This window comes from Acidovorax sp. (assembly GCF_022763525.1).
In the GTDB taxonomy this organism is placed as follows: Bacteria; Pseudomonadota; Gammaproteobacteria; order Burkholderiales; family Burkholderiaceae_C; genus Acidovorax.
Map to the genome: position 1 here is coordinate 1 of NZ_JALEGG010000216.1, position 15,576 is coordinate 15,576.

The 15,576-nt window shown below is 66.1% G+C and carries 15 protein-coding genes and 1 tRNA gene; 6 read left to right on the forward strand and 10 right to left on the reverse strand.

What is annotated here, in order from left to right; translation table 11 throughout:
• From MRY84_RS16845 to MRY84_RS16860, 4 genes are all read left to right on the forward strand, one after another.
• The coding region (locus MRY84_RS16845) for a translocation/assembly module TamB domain-containing protein (protein WP_291506858.1) at window positions 1-4,320 on the forward strand (4,320 nt) is incomplete at its 5' end.
• 91 nt (window positions 4,321-4,411) lie between these two features.
• Window positions 4,412-4,486, forward strand: a tRNA-Arg gene (locus MRY84_RS16850).
• A 1,519-nt stretch (window positions 4,487-6,005) separates the two neighbouring features.
• Entirely contained in the window at window positions 6,006-6,350 is a 345-nt protein-coding gene (locus MRY84_RS16855) for a hypothetical protein (RefSeq protein WP_291506859.1), read from the forward strand.
• 647 nt (window positions 6,351-6,997) lie between these two features.
• Window positions 6,998-7,300: a hypothetical protein gene (locus MRY84_RS16860; protein WP_291506860.1), complete on the forward strand. Its 303-nt coding sequence runs from the start codon at window positions 6,998-7,000 to the stop codon at window positions 7,298-7,300.
• A gap of 38 nt (window positions 7,301-7,338) precedes the next feature.
• On the opposite strand, the gene MRY84_RS16865 is transcribed toward MRY84_RS16860, so the two are convergent.
• The 3 genes from MRY84_RS16865 to MRY84_RS16875 form a co-directional block, all read right to left on the reverse strand.
• On the reverse strand, window positions 7,339-7,653 hold the full coding sequence (locus MRY84_RS16865) for a hypothetical protein (RefSeq protein ID WP_291506861.1): 315 nt from the start codon (window positions 7,651-7,653) through the stop codon (window positions 7,339-7,341).
• A 188-nt stretch (window positions 7,654-7,841) separates the two neighbouring features.
• Window positions 7,842-8,096, reverse strand: a complete 255-nt coding sequence (locus tag MRY84_RS16870; RefSeq protein WP_291506862.1) for a hypothetical protein — start codon at window positions 8,094-8,096, stop codon at window positions 7,842-7,844.
• Between the two features lie 133 nt (window positions 8,097-8,229).
• Entirely contained in the window at window positions 8,230-8,553 is a 324-nt protein-coding gene (locus MRY84_RS16875; protein WP_291506863.1) for a hypothetical protein, read from the reverse strand.
• Window positions 8,554-8,846: 293 nt separating this feature from the next.
• Between MRY84_RS16875 and MRY84_RS16880 the strand changes: the two genes are divergently transcribed.
• On the forward strand, window positions 8,847-9,062 hold the full coding sequence (locus MRY84_RS16880; RefSeq protein ID WP_291506864.1) for a hypothetical protein: 216 nt from the start codon (window positions 8,847-8,849) through the stop codon (window positions 9,060-9,062).
• A gap of 524 nt (window positions 9,063-9,586) precedes the next feature.
• Here the strand turns inward: MRY84_RS16880 and MRY84_RS16885 are convergent.
• From MRY84_RS16885 to MRY84_RS16895, 3 genes are all read right to left on the reverse strand, one after another.
• The gene (locus MRY84_RS16885) at window positions 9,587-9,946 is read right to left on the reverse strand and encodes a hypothetical protein (protein ID WP_291506865.1); all 360 of its coding nucleotides are present in this window, start codon (window positions 9,944-9,946) and stop codon (window positions 9,587-9,589) included.
• A 144-nt stretch (window positions 9,947-10,090) separates the two neighbouring features.
• Window positions 10,091-10,306, reverse strand: a complete 216-nt coding sequence (locus tag MRY84_RS16890; RefSeq protein ID WP_291506866.1) for a hypothetical protein — start codon at window positions 10,304-10,306, stop codon at window positions 10,091-10,093.
• Window positions 10,307-10,569: 263 nt separating this feature from the next.
• Window positions 10,570-11,472 (reverse strand): EamA family transporter, encoded by a 903-nt coding sequence (locus tag MRY84_RS16895; RefSeq protein ID WP_291506867.1) that lies wholly within the window; start codon window positions 11,470-11,472, stop codon window positions 10,570-10,572.
• Between the two features lie 98 nt (window positions 11,473-11,570).
• Here MRY84_RS16895 and MRY84_RS16900 point away from each other — a divergent pair, with 98 nt between their 5' ends.
• Complete coding sequence (locus MRY84_RS16900) at window positions 11,571-12,065, forward strand: Lrp/AsnC family transcriptional regulator (protein ID WP_291506868.1); 495 nt, start codon at window positions 11,571-11,573, stop codon at window positions 12,063-12,065.
• A 38-nt stretch (window positions 12,066-12,103) separates the two neighbouring features.
• On the opposite strand, the gene MRY84_RS16905 is transcribed toward MRY84_RS16900, so the two are convergent.
• The 4 genes from MRY84_RS16905 to MRY84_RS16920 form a co-directional block, all read right to left on the reverse strand.
• On the reverse strand, window positions 12,104-13,096 hold the full coding sequence (locus MRY84_RS16905; protein ID WP_291506869.1) for a 2-dehydropantoate 2-reductase: 993 nt from the start codon (window positions 13,094-13,096) through the stop codon (window positions 12,104-12,106).
• A gap of 140 nt (window positions 13,097-13,236) precedes the next feature.
• Window positions 13,237-14,607: an ATP-binding protein gene (locus tag MRY84_RS16910; protein WP_291506870.1), complete on the reverse strand. Its 1,371-nt coding sequence runs from the start codon at window positions 14,605-14,607 to the stop codon at window positions 13,237-13,239.
• Window positions 14,607-15,266, reverse strand: coding sequence for a response regulator transcription factor (locus MRY84_RS16915; RefSeq protein ID WP_291506871.1), 660 nt, complete (start codon window positions 15,264-15,266; stop codon window positions 14,607-14,609). Before MRY84_RS16915 ends, MRY84_RS16910 begins: the two co-directional genes overlap by 1 nt.
• A gap of 112 nt (window positions 15,267-15,378) precedes the next feature.
• Window positions 15,379-15,576, reverse strand: a 198-nt coding sequence (locus MRY84_RS16920) for a PDZ domain-containing protein (protein ID WP_291506872.1), incomplete at its 5' end; no start/stop codon positions are given.

Genomic DNA, 15,576 nt, shown 5'->3' on the forward strand with positions numbered 1-15,576 from the left:
CCCACCCGCCCACCCGCAGCGGACTACAGCGCTGGCGCAAGCACTGCGCGACCCGCCGCACGGCGCAGGCACCGGGGCCTGCGCCTGGTCGCTTGGCTGCTGGTGGCTCTGCTGGCGCTACTGTTGACGGCTGGCGCGGGCGTGTGGTGGTGGACAGGCGGGAGCACCTCGCTCGCCACGGCCCTGGCGCGTGCGTCCCAGTACCTCCCGGCTGAACAGCGGCTCGAAACCCGTGACGTCACGGGCTCCCTGCGCCAGGGCGGCCACATCGGCTGGCTGCGCTGGAGCAGCCCCGCGCTGACGGTGGAAGTGACCGACCTCACGCTGGGTTGGAGCCTGGCCCCGCTGCTTCAGCGCAGGCTGGAGCTCGGCGATGTGCATGCGGCGCGGGTTCAGATCACCCCCCAGGCGCCCGACCCCGCCAAGCCCGCGGAACCATTGCAGCCCCCTTCCGAACTGGCGCTGCCCTTGCGTGTGGGCGTGGCCTTTCGGGTGGATCAGCTCGGCTGGGCCGGCCCGCCGGAAGTGCAGGTGCGCGGGCTCACCGGCGACTACCGCTTTGACGGACAAGCGCACCGCCTCAATGTCACCTCGGTGGAGGTGGCGCAGGGCAGCTATACCGCGCAAGCCACGCTGCAGGCGCATGCCCCCCTGGCCGTGCAGGCCCGCGTGGACGGGTCTATGCATACCCAGCCACCTGCCGGCGGCACGCCCCAGAAGGTGGCCGCCCAGGCCACCCTGGACGGCACTCTTGCCACCAGCGCTGCCCGCCTGCACCTCCAAGCCCGCCTTTCGCCAGTGGCGGCCTCTGGTGCGGAGGTGGGTGCTGGCGCGGCCCTGCCATCCGCCAAGACGGGGCCGCAGTCCGCAGTGCCCATGCAAGCCGATGTGGAGGCCACGCTTACCCCCTGGGCGCCCCAACCGCTGCAGTCCGCCACCGGCACGCTGCGCGCGGTGGACCTGGCCGCCCTGTGGCCCCAGGCACCTGTCACGCAACTGCACGGCACGGTGAGCGCCGGGCCGAGCGCGGGCAACGCGTCGTCGGCCCCCGATGGCTGGTCCGTGCAGGCCCAGTTGCGCAACGAGCTGGCCGGCCCCTGGGACCAGCGGCGACTGCCGGTGGCCGCCCTGCAGGCCGATGCCCGCTACCACGGCGGGCAGTGGACCGTGCCCGACGCCACACTGACCATTGGATCCGGCACAGCCACGCTGACAGGCCGCTACACACCCGCCACGGGGGCCACGGAAGGCCAGCTGGAGGTGCGCAACATTCCTCCTGGCGCAGTGCACACAGTGCTGGAATCTGCTCCGCTGTCGGGCCGCGTGCGCGCGCAGATGCAGGAGCGCGCGGTCCAGTTCCATGCCGACATCCGTGCGGCAGGCACTGCAGCCGCGCCGCGGCCTGCACCTGCAGCGCGAGGTGCCACTGGCAGGCGCGCTGCCGCCCGCATCCAACTGCTCACGGCGCAAGGCAGCTGGCACCCCGCCCGCGACAACAAAGACACCACCGCCACTACAGCCAGCCCAGCCCCTGCCAACAGCACGCTGCGCTTGCAGCGGCTGGCCATCGACGCGCTGCAGGCGCGGCTGGAGGCCTCCGACCTGACAGTCGGACTCGGGACCGCCCCCTCGGCGCGCGGCCAGGTGACCGTGACCGTGCCAGGCGCCTATGCGCGCGCCTCGGGCGCGATGGCGCCCCGTTCGGGGGAGGGCGCGCTACAAGTCCAGTGGTCCGATGCCGAAACCACACGCCGCTGGATCACCACCCTGCCCTTCCTGGGCGCCACAATGGAACGCGCGCTGCCAGGTGCCAGTGCCCAGGGTGCAGCCCAACTGGAAGCCCGCTGGCGCGGCGGCTGGCAGACCGTCGTCGAACAGGCCCAATCCGCCATCGCGGGCGGGGCAGCACGCACCCCGCCCCGCACGCCAGGCGAGGCCTTTGACCTGCAAGCCCGCTTTTCCACCCCGCAGCTCGACCTGCAACTGCCTTCGGGCGATGGCAGTGGCAGCAACCGCAGCACTGCCGTGCAATTGCACGCGCTCTCCGTCCAATGGTCTGGAAACCTGGCCGCGGCCACGCTGGCGATGGAGGGCGAGGCACGGCTCCACGGGGCCGCGCCGCAGCAGACCCAGCGCCTGGCGGTGCAGACGCGCCTGTCCGGCGGACTGGTCGCGCCGGGCCAGTGGCGAGTCGCGGTCAATGCCTTGCGGCTTCAGGCGCAGGATGCGCAGCGTCCCGGCCCATGGACGCTGCAGCTGGGCGAGACCCCCCTGACGGTCACGGCGCGTGTGGCCGGGGACATCGCCATGGAGGCCTCCGCGGGCCAGGCCCGACTGACCGGCCCTGCCCCCGGCACCGTTCAACTGCGCTGGCAGCCCCTGCGCCTGGCCATGGCTGGCGGCGGACTTCAGCTGCGCAGCCAAGGTGCGCTCGAAGGCTTGCCCATGTCCTGGGTCGACGCGCTGGGCCTGGGCGCCACGCCCGCAGCAGCGGGCAGGCCGGCCGAGCCGCTGCTGCGCCGCGCCGGCCTCTCCACCACCATCGTGCTCAACGGCGAGTGGGACATCGATACGACCACGTCGACGCCCCGCGCGCAAGCCACGCTGCGCCGCGCCAGCGGCGACCTGCGCATCCTGGCGGGCGACCCCACCGCAGTCACCGCCGTGCAAAGCACCGGCCAGGGCAAGGGTGCAGGTGCGGTCAAGGCCATTGCCACGGAGGCGACGTCCACGGCCTCTGGCGGCACCGCTGCAGGCGTGCGCACTGCAGAAGTTTCCATCCTGCTGGAGGGCGAGGCCCTGCGCGCCCGGCTGCAGTGGGCCAGCGAACGCGCTGGCGAGATCGACGCGACCGCGAGCACCCGCCTGTCGATGGCCGGCCAAGCACCCTCGTTGCATTGGGCGCCAGATGCACCGTTGGCGGGAACGTTGCGCGCCAGCCTGCCAGACGTGGGTGTATGGTCGGCCCTCGCCCCGCCGGGCTGGCGCGTGCGCGGCACACTGCAGGCCAACGCCACCCTGTCGGGCACGCGCAGTGCCCCGCAATGGTCCGGCACGCTGGGGGCGGACGACCTGGCCGTGCGCTCGGTCGTCGAGGGCGTGGACCTGCAGGACGGGCGGCTGCGTGCCGTGCTGCGCGGCAACCAGATCGACGTGACGGAGCTGCGCCTGCGCGGTGGGCGCGGCAGTGGCGCGCGCATTGCCGGCTTCAGCGGCAACCGCACCGCTGCGCCGCAAGACGGCGGCACACTCACTGCGAGCGGGACGCTGCGCTGGGGCGCTGCGGGCGAAGGTCTTTCGGGCATCGCCATGAACCTGCAGGCCGAGGCCAACGCGCTGCAGGTGCTGGTGCGGGCCGACCGCCAACTCAGCGTGTCGGGTCAGTTGCGCGCCCACCTGGAGCAAGGGCAAATCACCCTGCGCGGCGCGCTGATGGCCGACCGGGCCACCATCATCCTGCCCGATGAGTCCACCCCTCGCCTGGGCTCCGACGTGGTCGTGCGTTCCGCCGCGAAGGACCGTGAGGATGCAGCCAAAGCCCAGGCCGCTGCCAAGGCCAGCCAGACCACCGCTGCACGGGCCGAAACAGCCAAGCCACTCGACCTGGCCGTCACCTTCAACCTGGGCAACGACTTCGCACTGCACGGCCACGGCATCACCACGCGCCTGACGGGCGAGGTGCAGGTGCGCAACAGCGGCAGCACGACACCCGGCGCCCCGCCCCGCGTGACCGGCGAAGTGCGCACCGATGCCGGGCGCTACCGAGCCTGGGGCCAGATGCTGGATGTGGAAACCGGGCTGATCCGTTTTAACGGCCCCTACGACAACCCGTCTCTCGACATCCTCGCGCTGCGCCCCAACATCAGTGTGCGCGCGGGGGTGCAGGTCACCGGCAGCGCGCAGGCACCCCGCGTCAAGCTGTATTCGGACCCCGACCTGCCCGACGCGGAAAAGCTCTCGTGGGTGGTTCTGGGCCGCGACGCCGCTTCCGGAGGAGCTGAAGCCGCCGTGCTGCAGCAGGCCGCCCTGGCCCTGCTGGGCCGCGGAGGCAAGAACAACACCGCCGGCAACTTCGCCAGCAGGGTCGGGCTGGACGAAATCGGGTTCAAGGGCCCAGGCACCGGCGAAGACGCCACAGGAGCGGCCCTCACCTTCGGCAAGCGGCTGTCCAAGGATCTGTACGTGACGTACGAGCGCAGCCTGTCGGGCACCCTGGGCACGCTCTACATCTTCTATGACCTCACCCGCCGGCTGACCTTGCGCGGCCAGACGGGAGAGAAGAGCGCGGTCGATCTCATCTACACGGTCAAGTACGACTGACGCAGCCTTCTTGGCATGGACAACGCGGTCCTCACGCCACCCGAAGCGCTGCGTACACCCTCTACAATGCGCGGCTGCCCTGAGCCCTCCTCTCCTCGTAGTTCAATGGATAGAACGAGTGCCTCCTAAGCGCTAGATACAGGTTCGATTCCTGTCGAGGGGACCAGTAAGCGTCATACAAATCAACAACTTACGCGCACTCATTCCCATCGGGGACATTGCGGGAACAGTGGAAGGGTTTTTCTCCTCGACCGTCTCGGCGTAGCGCGCCGCCCAAAACCAAAGTTCCGGTGTCGCCGTGGGCTCTTGCCGAGTCTATAGGTTATCCGCACTTTGCCGAGGCACTCCGCGTCCACCACAACGCTCAGCTCGGCCGGCTGATCGGGTCCTGCAGCGGGAAGCAGTTGCGACCCGGCCGCAATCTTCTCCATGGACCTTGACCAAGATCCCGTTTCCCGCAGTCGGGTCCGTCATTTCAGCCTGCTTTCCGGTGGCAGCGCCAATGTGACCACGCCCTCGGAAGGACGCGGCGCGATCCAATACATCGATACCCCGCGCAGGCCACCGACGTAGAACTCGCTCTCATCGATGCTGAGAACGCAGTAACCATAGTCCAACTTTGCGCGAGGTCTGGCTATTCAGCGAATCTAGCTAGGCCCAGCTAGATGCGCCACCCACACGCAGACACTCAGCGGTTAGAGCAACCCTGCGCCAAATACTGCACATTTAAACAGTACTGTTATCGAGGTGTAGCCATGAAACCTTGGAGGTTTACTGCTCTCTCCCGCTGGCTTTTCGCCACTGCCGCTCTACCCTGCTTGTTTGGGCTATTTGCTCTGGCCATGGTCTTGCGCAGGTTGTGGAAGTGGGCATGAGGATTCCCGTCTTGTGCCGGTAGGTCCGTGCCGAGAAAGTACGGTGCAACCGCTCCCACCTTATGGTCATCACCATCACTCTTGCGCGCTCCGTTGCGTTCGCCAATTGCCGGCGCGTGGGCTTTGCGGGTAGGCATAGCTTGGGTGATTCATCGGCTTTCAGCCACGTCCGATGAATAACGCAGAGCAAATCACAAACAGCACCATCACGGCAGCCAGCCGAACACCCCAGTGCGTCCGCTCAATGAGCGATGGCTTTCGGCTGGGGACGGGGCGGGATGAGGGCGAAGGTCGATTCATCAAACACTCCTGGCTCTAGACAGCCAAAGTATCAACCGCCACCCGACTGCAGCGCCGTAGGATTCTTCCCAAAGATCCAGTAGCTAGCCCCGGGTATGTTGATGTCATAGCCACGCCCCCCAGCGTTGTTGACGACAGTGCTGCTGCCTGAGCGACTTCCACTTCAGGCCCTGAGCTGTCGGTCAGTGCAAAGCCACAAAGCCGTCGTTCGACGATGAACGATCCCATGGCATGGCACACCCCATGCGCAAAGCTATAGTGTTCGGAACGAATTCGCTCACGGACCAAATCCAGCACTGTGTGGCGCGCAACACAGGAGGGGAATCGGGTTTCATGGCTGAATTTAGTACTGTATTTTTGTACGGTATGCGCGTCGTCAAGCTAGGCTGCAAGCCCTTTTCCGCGTTTTTTCCACGCCAATTTAGACCGCAAGCGCCAAATATGGCCTGCGGCTTGGTGCGGTCTACATTACGTTGGGCGTCATAAGGAAGTGCGGGGAGGCAATCCAGAATGAGTAAAGCAAGAATCGCCATCGTCGCGCTCGTTCTCATCCTGGTTGGCTCAAACCTATGGTGGGCATCGCAAGTACTCGATGCAGGAATATCGCAAACCTATGCCCGAGCATCCCAAGAGTCCACCTCCGAGTTGCTCACGCAAACACTCGCAGTTCTGCCCGTCGTTGCCAAGCCAGGTGCTTCTCGGGAGCAAGTAGTCGCAGCCGCCCGTGTGCCAAACGATCGAACCGAACCGTATGAGAAAGAAGGCTATGTCTGGGTCGGCCAGCTTGGCTTGAAATTCAACCAACAGGGCCAGTTCGAGAAAGCCATCGCAGGGCCAGAGGCCCCCACACAATGACGCCCACCCCTTCCATCGAGAGGACTCGCCCCGGCAAGCCGGGTCGAGCCTCTCATGTCAAACGCTAGGCGTCATCTGAGCGATCCGCTGACTCGCGCAGTTCAGACAATCTTGTGGCCTTTCCTGAAGGCCGAGGGCTTCAGCAAGCTCACCGCACGAAAATTCGCGCGAGAAAAAAACGGAGTTTTCCAGCAACTTTGGGTTGATGCTAATGGTGTTGCCGGCAAGAGGAGCACGTACGTGATCCTCTGCGCGAATCTGCCATTCGGTCCTATCCAGGGATACATGGATCCTCATGGGTTTCGCATCTCGAACGGGCGCGCTTGGCCTATGACGACCGAAGAGTTGGCTACTGCATCTATGCAGCAGGTAGTCGCCGCATTAAGTTCCAATGAACTTGAGAAGCTAGATGCCATATCTGACATAGACAGAATGCTCGTCCTTCTCGCGAAGAATCCAAAGACTGGATGGCACGCGGCGTACACAGACCTCTTTCGCAAGTGGCGAGAGCAAGACCCAACTTTGCTCGCGGTAGAGGCCGCCAATCGCGAGGCGCTAAAGCTGTGATGCCTAACCCTTCCATCGAGAGGGACGTCCTAGGGACATCGCCCTCGGCCGCCCCTCATGTCAAACATTAGGCTTAATGAATGAGTCCATCGCTGCTCACTGACTGGTTGAATGAAACCGTACCGCTGTTCCCTCCCCCGGGAGTAGTTGCGTGGAACTTCAATATTGCGGAAACCGGCTCAGACTACGTGATTGAGTTAATTGGCGCATCCGGGTACGACGCTCAAGATCCAGATTGGGCATGTCCGCCGGAGGCTTGGAAGAGTCGGCCGTATCAGCTTGCAATTCCATATAGCACCTTCGATTCCAATTGGGAGCGCGCGCTATTTGAAATTGTTGCTTCCGTTAGCCGTGAAGTCGGAATCAGGCAAGCCGTCCTGTAGGCCTGTATTGATGAGCTGCCAGGCACCAACTCGAGCGTTCAGAACGGCACCCGCTCCACTTCAAAGTGCCACCCATCCGCATCCCCTACTTCACGCAACGCTGCTTGGCGAGCTGCCGCGCTGGCCTTGCTCCACTGCTTGACCAAGCTGAGATCGCCTTGGGTCAGCACCTCCGGGGGCGATGATTCGAGCAACTCCATGGTGTCGAGCGCAGCAACCACGTTTTCCGGGCTTCCAAAGGCACGCGCTAGCTCTGCCGCGTAGCGGGTTTCGATCGTCACGCGGTCCCCCGCGCGCAGGTTTTCGGGGTGGTCGCGCAGCGAAACGCTGTAGCGGATGTCAACGGTTTCCATAGCAAATCTCCTTAAAACACTGTTTATACATCCAGTATTTCAACTTCTCAAGAGGAGGTTTGCGGCAGTGATAAAGCCAGCAGATCCCCACTTCAGAAAGCGCAGGACAGACTTGAAACGGAAGCTCAGAAATCAGGAGCGCGGATGTGCAACACGCACCAAAGCATCGTGACGGACAGCTCGCGCGCTCAGTACAAGCCGCCCATTTGAGACTCTGGCTCAGTCTTCAGCACATCCGCCACGAGAAGAAGCAGCAATCGCTCGCGCATCTCATCGTCGGAGTCGGACACATGAAGGGAGACAGCCGTCAACGGTCCACGCCGTACCTCCAAAGGCACGCCGCGAAAGTTCAAGTCTGTCTGCTGAAGACTGTTGGAAAGCGAGATGATGCGTTCGAAAGCGTCGTCCGGCACCGTCTCGGCAACGGTAATGGTGATGGACATATCGGGCTCCCTAAGCCTGGTTATGAACCATAGGAAGACCGTCGTCAGCGGCCCGCGTCCCTAAACCATGCACCCATTCCGCCGAGCGCGCGTAACGATTTGTGCACTTCGCTACCCGGGCTGTTTTGCGCCGCTACACCCTCGGCGGCTGGCCCACAGGGTCGCCCTCTTCGTTTTCCACTTCGCCCGCGTACGGCCCAGGACCTGAACCCGTGGGTAGCTGCGGCTGTGGGGGCATGGTGGGTTGTTCACTGGGAGGCAAGTCGCCCGGAGGCAGAGGCAGATGTTCCGGGACCTGGTGCGCAGGGTGCTCGGCGGGATCGGCTTGGCCCGGGAATGACACGTGGGGTGCCCGCTCGTTCGACAGCGGTGGAGGCAGCCCAGGGGGCAGCGTGCCCGGCTCGCGCGGTACGTCGATTGGTACTTCGAGGGCTTGATCTCGGGGGTCGGGGGCCATGGTGCTCTCCTTGAAAAGCCCATTGAGCAACGTCCCTCCAGCGGGCCGCGTAGGAGATGCGCCAAAATTGCCCACCTCCCATAGTGGGCTGAGCTTGCACTGCAAGGAAGAGAACGCCTCACAGGCCCCGAATCATCCCGGCGCGGTCAGGAAAAGCGCCCAGTTGGCACCCATGCGCCCACCACGCTTGCTGCGGCCCATCGTCCGTTCGCATTCATCGACGCGTAGGCATTTCTTCCTACAGACAACTCCTGCGTTCAGTCCAATGATTCTGACGGAAGGTCGTCACTGTCATGAGCATCACCATCACGGTTGCCCGCAGCGTTTCTTTCGCTGACTACGCTCGCATCGAAGAGCTGGCGGATCTGCTGCGAATGCAGGACCGGAATTTCAAAGACCGCGTGGTGACCGTACAGTGGGGTCCCGCAACGACGGTATCGGACACCCACGACAGGCTGAGGGGCGCGCTGCTGCAATTGCTGGTTGAAAACGTGCTCTCCAAAAGATAGCTGTCTATTTCATTTTGGCCGTTGGAGCTGGGTCACTTCGCTGAACTCAGCAATTCTGCAGCCCGAGGCCCTCTACGCCAGTCACTATCCACTCATCTGCCTCCTGCCCATTGCGTGGCTGAGCGCGTGAAACACGACGCGCCATTGCGAACCGTGGACGCGGGCGTATGACCCGGGCGTCGCCTGCCCGAGCAGATCAAATTGAGGCAGGATCCTTGGCCGACCACGCCCTGCCCACAGGACCGCAATACAAAGCCAAGGCGAGGACATTCACCGATGGGGCCTCGTCCGTAAAACTTGTTTGAGTGTGTGTACCGCAGAAGCGTAAATGAGACATAAATCACATCGCCTATGGGTGTTTGTTCCGACCGCTGGCGCACCCTGGCTACGATGGCGGTGCCGTCAATTCCGGCGGTTCGACTCCACCCTGGTCGAGGTCAGCAAGATTTAGCCCGCCTAGTGCGGGCTATTTTTTTCGAACACACCCTGGCGGAGCGGCGGGTTGGCGAGACCTCGGCCGACGGTCATGGTTTGTTGGCGTCCATGCCATCCGGGCGCTCGGCAGCGTTGTTCGCCTCCCCTGCTGCACCCCCGGCCGCAACGCCGCCCAAGGCGCCCGCAATGCCACCCAGCGTGCCCCCAACAAACCCGCCCACGGGTCCCGCCACCGCAATGCCCACAGTGACGCCGGTGGCTGCGCCCACCATCATGCCGCCGCCCATCAGCACGGAATGGGCTTCGCGCTCAGCCTCCGCTGGCTCCAGAGGGGTCTGTGCTGCGGGGCGGGGATCCTGGGAGGGAATACCGTAGCCCGGGTTGGCCTGGGCAGCCAGGTCCTCATCAGCGGGGGGAGCGCTGGGGTCGGATGAAATGGTGCGTGTCATGGCGATCTCCTTGGTCCATCGCGACGACCCGGGCGCCGAAACGCCTGGGCCACCGCATGCCCCAGATTTAATTTGCGACCCTTTGGCCGCATGCCATCCGATGCGCACGCCCCTTGTGGGACAGGGCCGCTCTGCGGGCCCTACTTACTTCAACCACCTGTGACGTGCACGCGGTGCGACGGTAATGTCCACGGCCTGATGCACCGCAGGGTGACCGCTGGCTGGGTCCGTGTCGACGACATCTTCCAGCGCGATCTTCTTCACGTCAGCCTGGAGGGACTCTTCCAACTCCTCCAGGACTGCGCTGACCTTGCGCTCTGCCTCTTCCACCTTCCGTTGCGATACGGGATGCGTGCTCATGACAACTCCTTAAGCTACTGCCCACTGCGGCGCCTGCTCGCACGGCCATTTCTGCCGTCACCCGGGTTTGTCGTCCTGGCATGTCGTCCTGTGCCGGCTTCCTGACATCGCAGCCGCCAACTCAGAGGATGGGCAAGAAGCTTCCGAGTCCGTGTAGGCGATGGGGACATCTGCCAGTAAGGCTGCGCTTTGGGGACCATGGGGACGCAAGGTACGGGCAACACACCCGGGGCGCGCGCCAGGAGCAAGCCGCGCAGCGCGGGTCACGCCGCCGCAGCGGCTTGCGATGTGCGACGCAAGCGGCCACCTGCAGTCATTGCACTGCCCATGGACGCGGCGACGATGCAGCCAATGGCAAGCCATTGCACCGGGCTGAGCACCTCGCCCAGCAGCGCGAATGCGAGCACGGCCGCGACTGCGGGCTCCATGCTGATCATGATGCCGAACGCGCCCCGGGGCAGGCGCTTCAAGGCCATCATCTCCAGCGAAATCGGAATGGCACTGGAGACGGCAGCCACTGCCACGCCGATGAGCAGCACCGCAGGAGACAGCAGCGCAGCGCCCGCATGCGCCACGCCCACGGGTACCACGACCAGCGCTGCCACCAGCAGGCCCAGCGATACCGAGTGCCCTGCGTGCAGGTGCTCCGCACGTTTGCCGAACACGATGTACATCGCCCAGAACACCGCAGCGCCCAGCGCATAGGCCACGCCCACCGGGTCCAGCGTGCTGCCGTTCAGCCCCAGAGGCAACAGCAGGCCCAGCCCTGCCATCGCCAGCACCACCCACGCGAAATCCACCACGCGCCGGGACGACCAGATGGCCACCGCCAGCGGCCCGGCAAACTCGATGGCCACCGCCAGCCCAAACGGCAAGGTGCGAAGCGACATGTAGAACATGAGGTTCATGGCCCCCAGCGCCACGCCATACAGGGCGATGGCTCGCGCGTCGGCCCGCGAGAGGCGCCAGCGCCAGGGCCGCCAAAGCAGCAGAACCAGCACCGCAGAAAAACCCACGCGCAACGCCGTGGTGCCCTGCGCCCCTACGGCCGGAAACAGCCAGTGCTTGGCCCACGAAGTGCCAATGCCCAGCGCAGTCACCGAGCCAAGAACAGCCAGAAACGGAAAGAACCGATGCCAAAGGGAAATGCTTGGAGAAATGCTCATGCGCAAAAATATAGTTCGACACGCGCGCGTTTTTGACTCTGTTTTGAGGGTCTCGGCGCAACTTTCACCCACCATGCCCGACATCGGCGGAGACACGAATGACGCCCTCTGCTTCGACGCTCGACCGCTTCGATCTTGCGATCCTCGACATCCTGCAAACCGACAACACCACGCCACAACGCGTGATCGCCCAGGCGGTGAACCTTTCGGCCCCGGCCGTGCAGCGGCGCATCCAGCGGCTGCAAAGCACCGGCGTGATCCGCGCCAACGTGGCCGTGCTGGACCCGGAAAAGGTTGGCAAGCCCCTCACCATCGTGGTGGAGGTCCACCTGGAAAACGAGCGCCCCGACCACACCGCCCCGCTGCGGGCGCGCATCGCGGCCGAAGAAGCGGTGCAGCAGTGCTACAGCGTGACGGGCGAGGCGGACTATCTGCTGGTGGTGACGGTGGCATCCATGGCCGACTACGAGGCGCTGACCCGGCGCCTGTTCGAGGGCGACGACAACGTGCGGCGGTTTCGCACGTCGGTGTCGCTGGGATGCTTGAAGGCGGGGTTGAGGGTGCCGCTGGAGAACGGACCGACGTCTTCGTAGCCCGAGTCCAAAGGGCACATCCCGACAAGCCACCGCACCTACACCCCCAACATCCGCCGCATCTCCGCGCCAGAAATCCGCAGCCGCGGCCCCGCCAACAGCGCACACATCCGCGCATTGAGCGGCGCCGCCATGCCATGCTGCGCCGCCAGCCGCATCAACGCACCGCACAGCGCATCGATCTCCGTCACCCGCCCTGCCTCCAGGTCGTCCCACATGGACGAGCGGGCGGTGGCGTCGATCTGCAGCATGCGTTGGGCCAGCCGGGTGAAGAGCCAGTTCGGCAGGCGCAGCACATGGGGCAGGAGCTTGGGCGCCACCGCCGTGACCTTGGCCGGCTGGATGCCCGCGCGGGCCATCACGGCCAGGGCTTCGGACTGCAGGGCGGCGAAGACGCGGCGGTAGTCACGGTCCAGCAGCTGCTGGCGCAGGGGCAGGTCGGACAGCGCATTGACGGGGTTGTTGAGGTTGAGCAGCAGCTTGCCCCACTGCACCGCGCGGATGTCCACAGGCAGCACGGTGGCGAGGCCCGCGGCTTCGAAGACCGGCGCGATGCGCTCGGTGACGGCATCGCGCTGCAGCTGCAGGTGCCCCGCCGTGGCGCGGTGCACGTGCGCGCCGCGCAGCACCACGTTGTACGGCACCATGCCGGCCAGCGCGCGCAGGGCCGGCGCCTGGGCCGCGATGCGGGCCACGTTGTCCACGCCGTTTTGCAGCGAAACGACCGCCGTGCCGGGCGCGCAGGCGGCCGCCAGCTCGCGCGCGGCGGATTCGGTGGCGCCGCTTTTCACGCACAGCAGGACGATGCTGTCCGCGCGGGGCGCGGCCTCGGCCAGCGTGGAAACCAGCTGCATTCCGGCCGCAGGCACGGTGCAGTCAAAGCCGTCCAGGTCGGTCACGCGCAGGCCCTGCGCGGCGATGGGCTGCAGGGCGTGGGCACGGCCCACCAGCGTGACGGCCTGGCCGTGGGCCGCAAGGCGGCCGCCCACATAGCAGCCGATGGCGCCAGCGCCGAAAACGATGAAGTGCATGGCTGCGAAGTCCTCTTTCAAAAGCGGGCTCTGTACCCGCGTGGCATTGTGAGGGCCTTCTCCAACACCGTCTGGCGCCCAGGCGACGTTCAGGCTGCGCTGCAGCATTTCAAGCTTTTTTGGGCTCCAGCGCTCTCCTTTCAAGCGCCAGCAGCTATGTTTTCAGGAGCAAAAACCACCACCACGCGCAACCCGCCCAGGCGTTCGGATGCGCCGAGCTCCACCGCCGCCCCATGCCGCTGCGCGATGGCCTGCACGATGGCCAGGCCCAGGCCGCTGCCGGTGGCTGCGCTGTCGCTGCCCACGCGCACAAAGCGCTGCAGGGCGCGGTCGCGGTGCTCGGGGGCGATGCCCGGGCCGCTGTCTTCCACGGTGAGCCGCACGGCATGGCCTGGGGCCTCGGCACGCACCTGCACGTCCACCCGTCCGCCGGGCGGGGTGTACTTGATGGCGTTGTCGAGCAGGTTGCGCACCAGCATGCGCAGCGCTTCGGCGTTGCCGGGCACGGTGGCGGCGTCGGAATCGAGCAGGCCCGCATCCGTGCCGCGCGCCTGGGCGGCAGCGGCCACGTCGGCCAGCGCCAGTTGGGCCACGGCCCGCAGATCGACCGGCTCGGTCGGGGTGGCAGCGGCCTCCTGCCGGGCCAGGGCCAGCAACTGCTCCACCAGGCGTGTCGCGCGGTCGATACCGGAAGACAGGCGCTCTGCCGCCGCGGCGCGCGCAGCGTCGTCACTCGCGCGCTGCAGGCCCTGCAGCTGCAGGCGCAGCGCAGCCAAAGGCGAGCGCAGCTCGTGCGCGGCGTCGGCCACAAAGTGCTGCTGGGTTTCAAACGCGCGCTGCACGCGCTCGAACAGCAGGTTGAGTTCGCTCACCAGCGGCTGCACTTCGTCGGGCAGCTGCGCCTCGCTCACGGGCGAGAGGTCGTCGGCCTGGCGCTGGGCCAGCTGGCGGCGCACGCGCTCCACCGGGGCCAGGGATCGGCTCACGCCCCACCACACGGCCAGCACCAGGAGCGGCGCCATGAAGGCCAGCGGCGCCAGCGTGCGCAGAGCCAGGCTGCGGGCCATGCCCTGACGCACGGCCATGTTCTGCGCCACCTGGATGACCTGCGCGCGCGTCTGCAGGGAGAACACCCGGTAGGTGCCGCCACGCGCCTGCACGTTGGCGAAGCCCAGCACGGCAATCTGCGGAAGGTCGGCACCGACGGCGGATTCAAAAATGCGCAGGCCCTCGTTGGTCCACACCTGCACGATGAACTCATGATTCTCGTCCTCCGGGTCCAGCCCCGGGCCCAAGCCTTGTGCATCCACGGGCAGGCCCGAGCGCAGCGCCAGCGCGGTCTGCTGCATGTGGTAGTCGAACAGCGCATCGGCCTCGGCCAGCGCGCCGCGGTAGGCCAGCGCGCCCTGCACAGCACCGGCCAGCACGATGGCTGCGAGCAGGAAGGCCAGCAGCCGCATGCGCAAGGAGCGCGGGAGCAGACCGTGCAAGGCGCGCGAGAGCTTGGCCATCACATCTTGGGTACCAAATAGCCGACGCCACGCACATTGAGCACCAGCTCGGGCCCCAGTTTCTTGCGCAGGCCGTGGATGTACACCTCCACTGCGTTGCTGCTGACCTCGTCGCCCCAGCCGTAGAGCTTGTCTTCCAGCTGCTGGCGCGACAGCACCATGCCGGGCCGGGCGATCAGCGGCTCCAGCACCGCCCATTCGCGGCCGGACAGCACCACGGGCGTGCCGCGCACCATCACCTCGCGCGTGGCGGGGTTGATGCTCACGCCCTGGTGCTCGTACACCGGCTCGGCGCGTCCGGCAGCGCGGCGCAGCAGCGCGCGGATGCGGGCAAGCAGCTCATCCAGGTCATAGGGCTTGAGCACGTAGTCGTCGGCGCCTGCGTCCAGCCCCTCGATGCGCTGGGCCACGGCATCGCGGGCGGTGGCCACCAACACGGGGGTGCGGTCCTTGCGGGTGCGCAGGTCGCGCAGCACGGTCAGGCCGTCGCGGTGCGGCAGGCCCAGGTCCAGCAGCACCAGGTCGTACGCCTGGGTGCGCAGGGCCGTGTCGGCTGCGTTGCCGTCGCGGGCCCAGTCCACGGCATACTGCTCGGCGCGCAGCAGGTCCTGCACGGCCTCGCCGATCATGGGGTCGTCTTCTACAAGCAGCAAGCGCATGGGGTGAGCATAGCCAATGGTGGAACACAAAGGCTGTGCCCTGGCTTCGACAGGCCCAGCCCGAACGGGTTGGGGTCAAGGCTCGTTGCCCGACCCCGCCCACCCTACCCGATCAACCCACCCGCACCGGCACAAAGATCTTGTTGCCGTCGCGCTCGATCAGCAGCGCCACCGATTTTCCCGCCCTGGCCATGGCCGCGCGCACCTGCTCGATGTTCTTGGCCGGGGCGCCGTTGATGGCCAGCAGCACGTCGCCGGGCTGCACGCCCGCAGCAGCGGCGGGGCCGCGCGCCTGCTCGATCACCAGGCC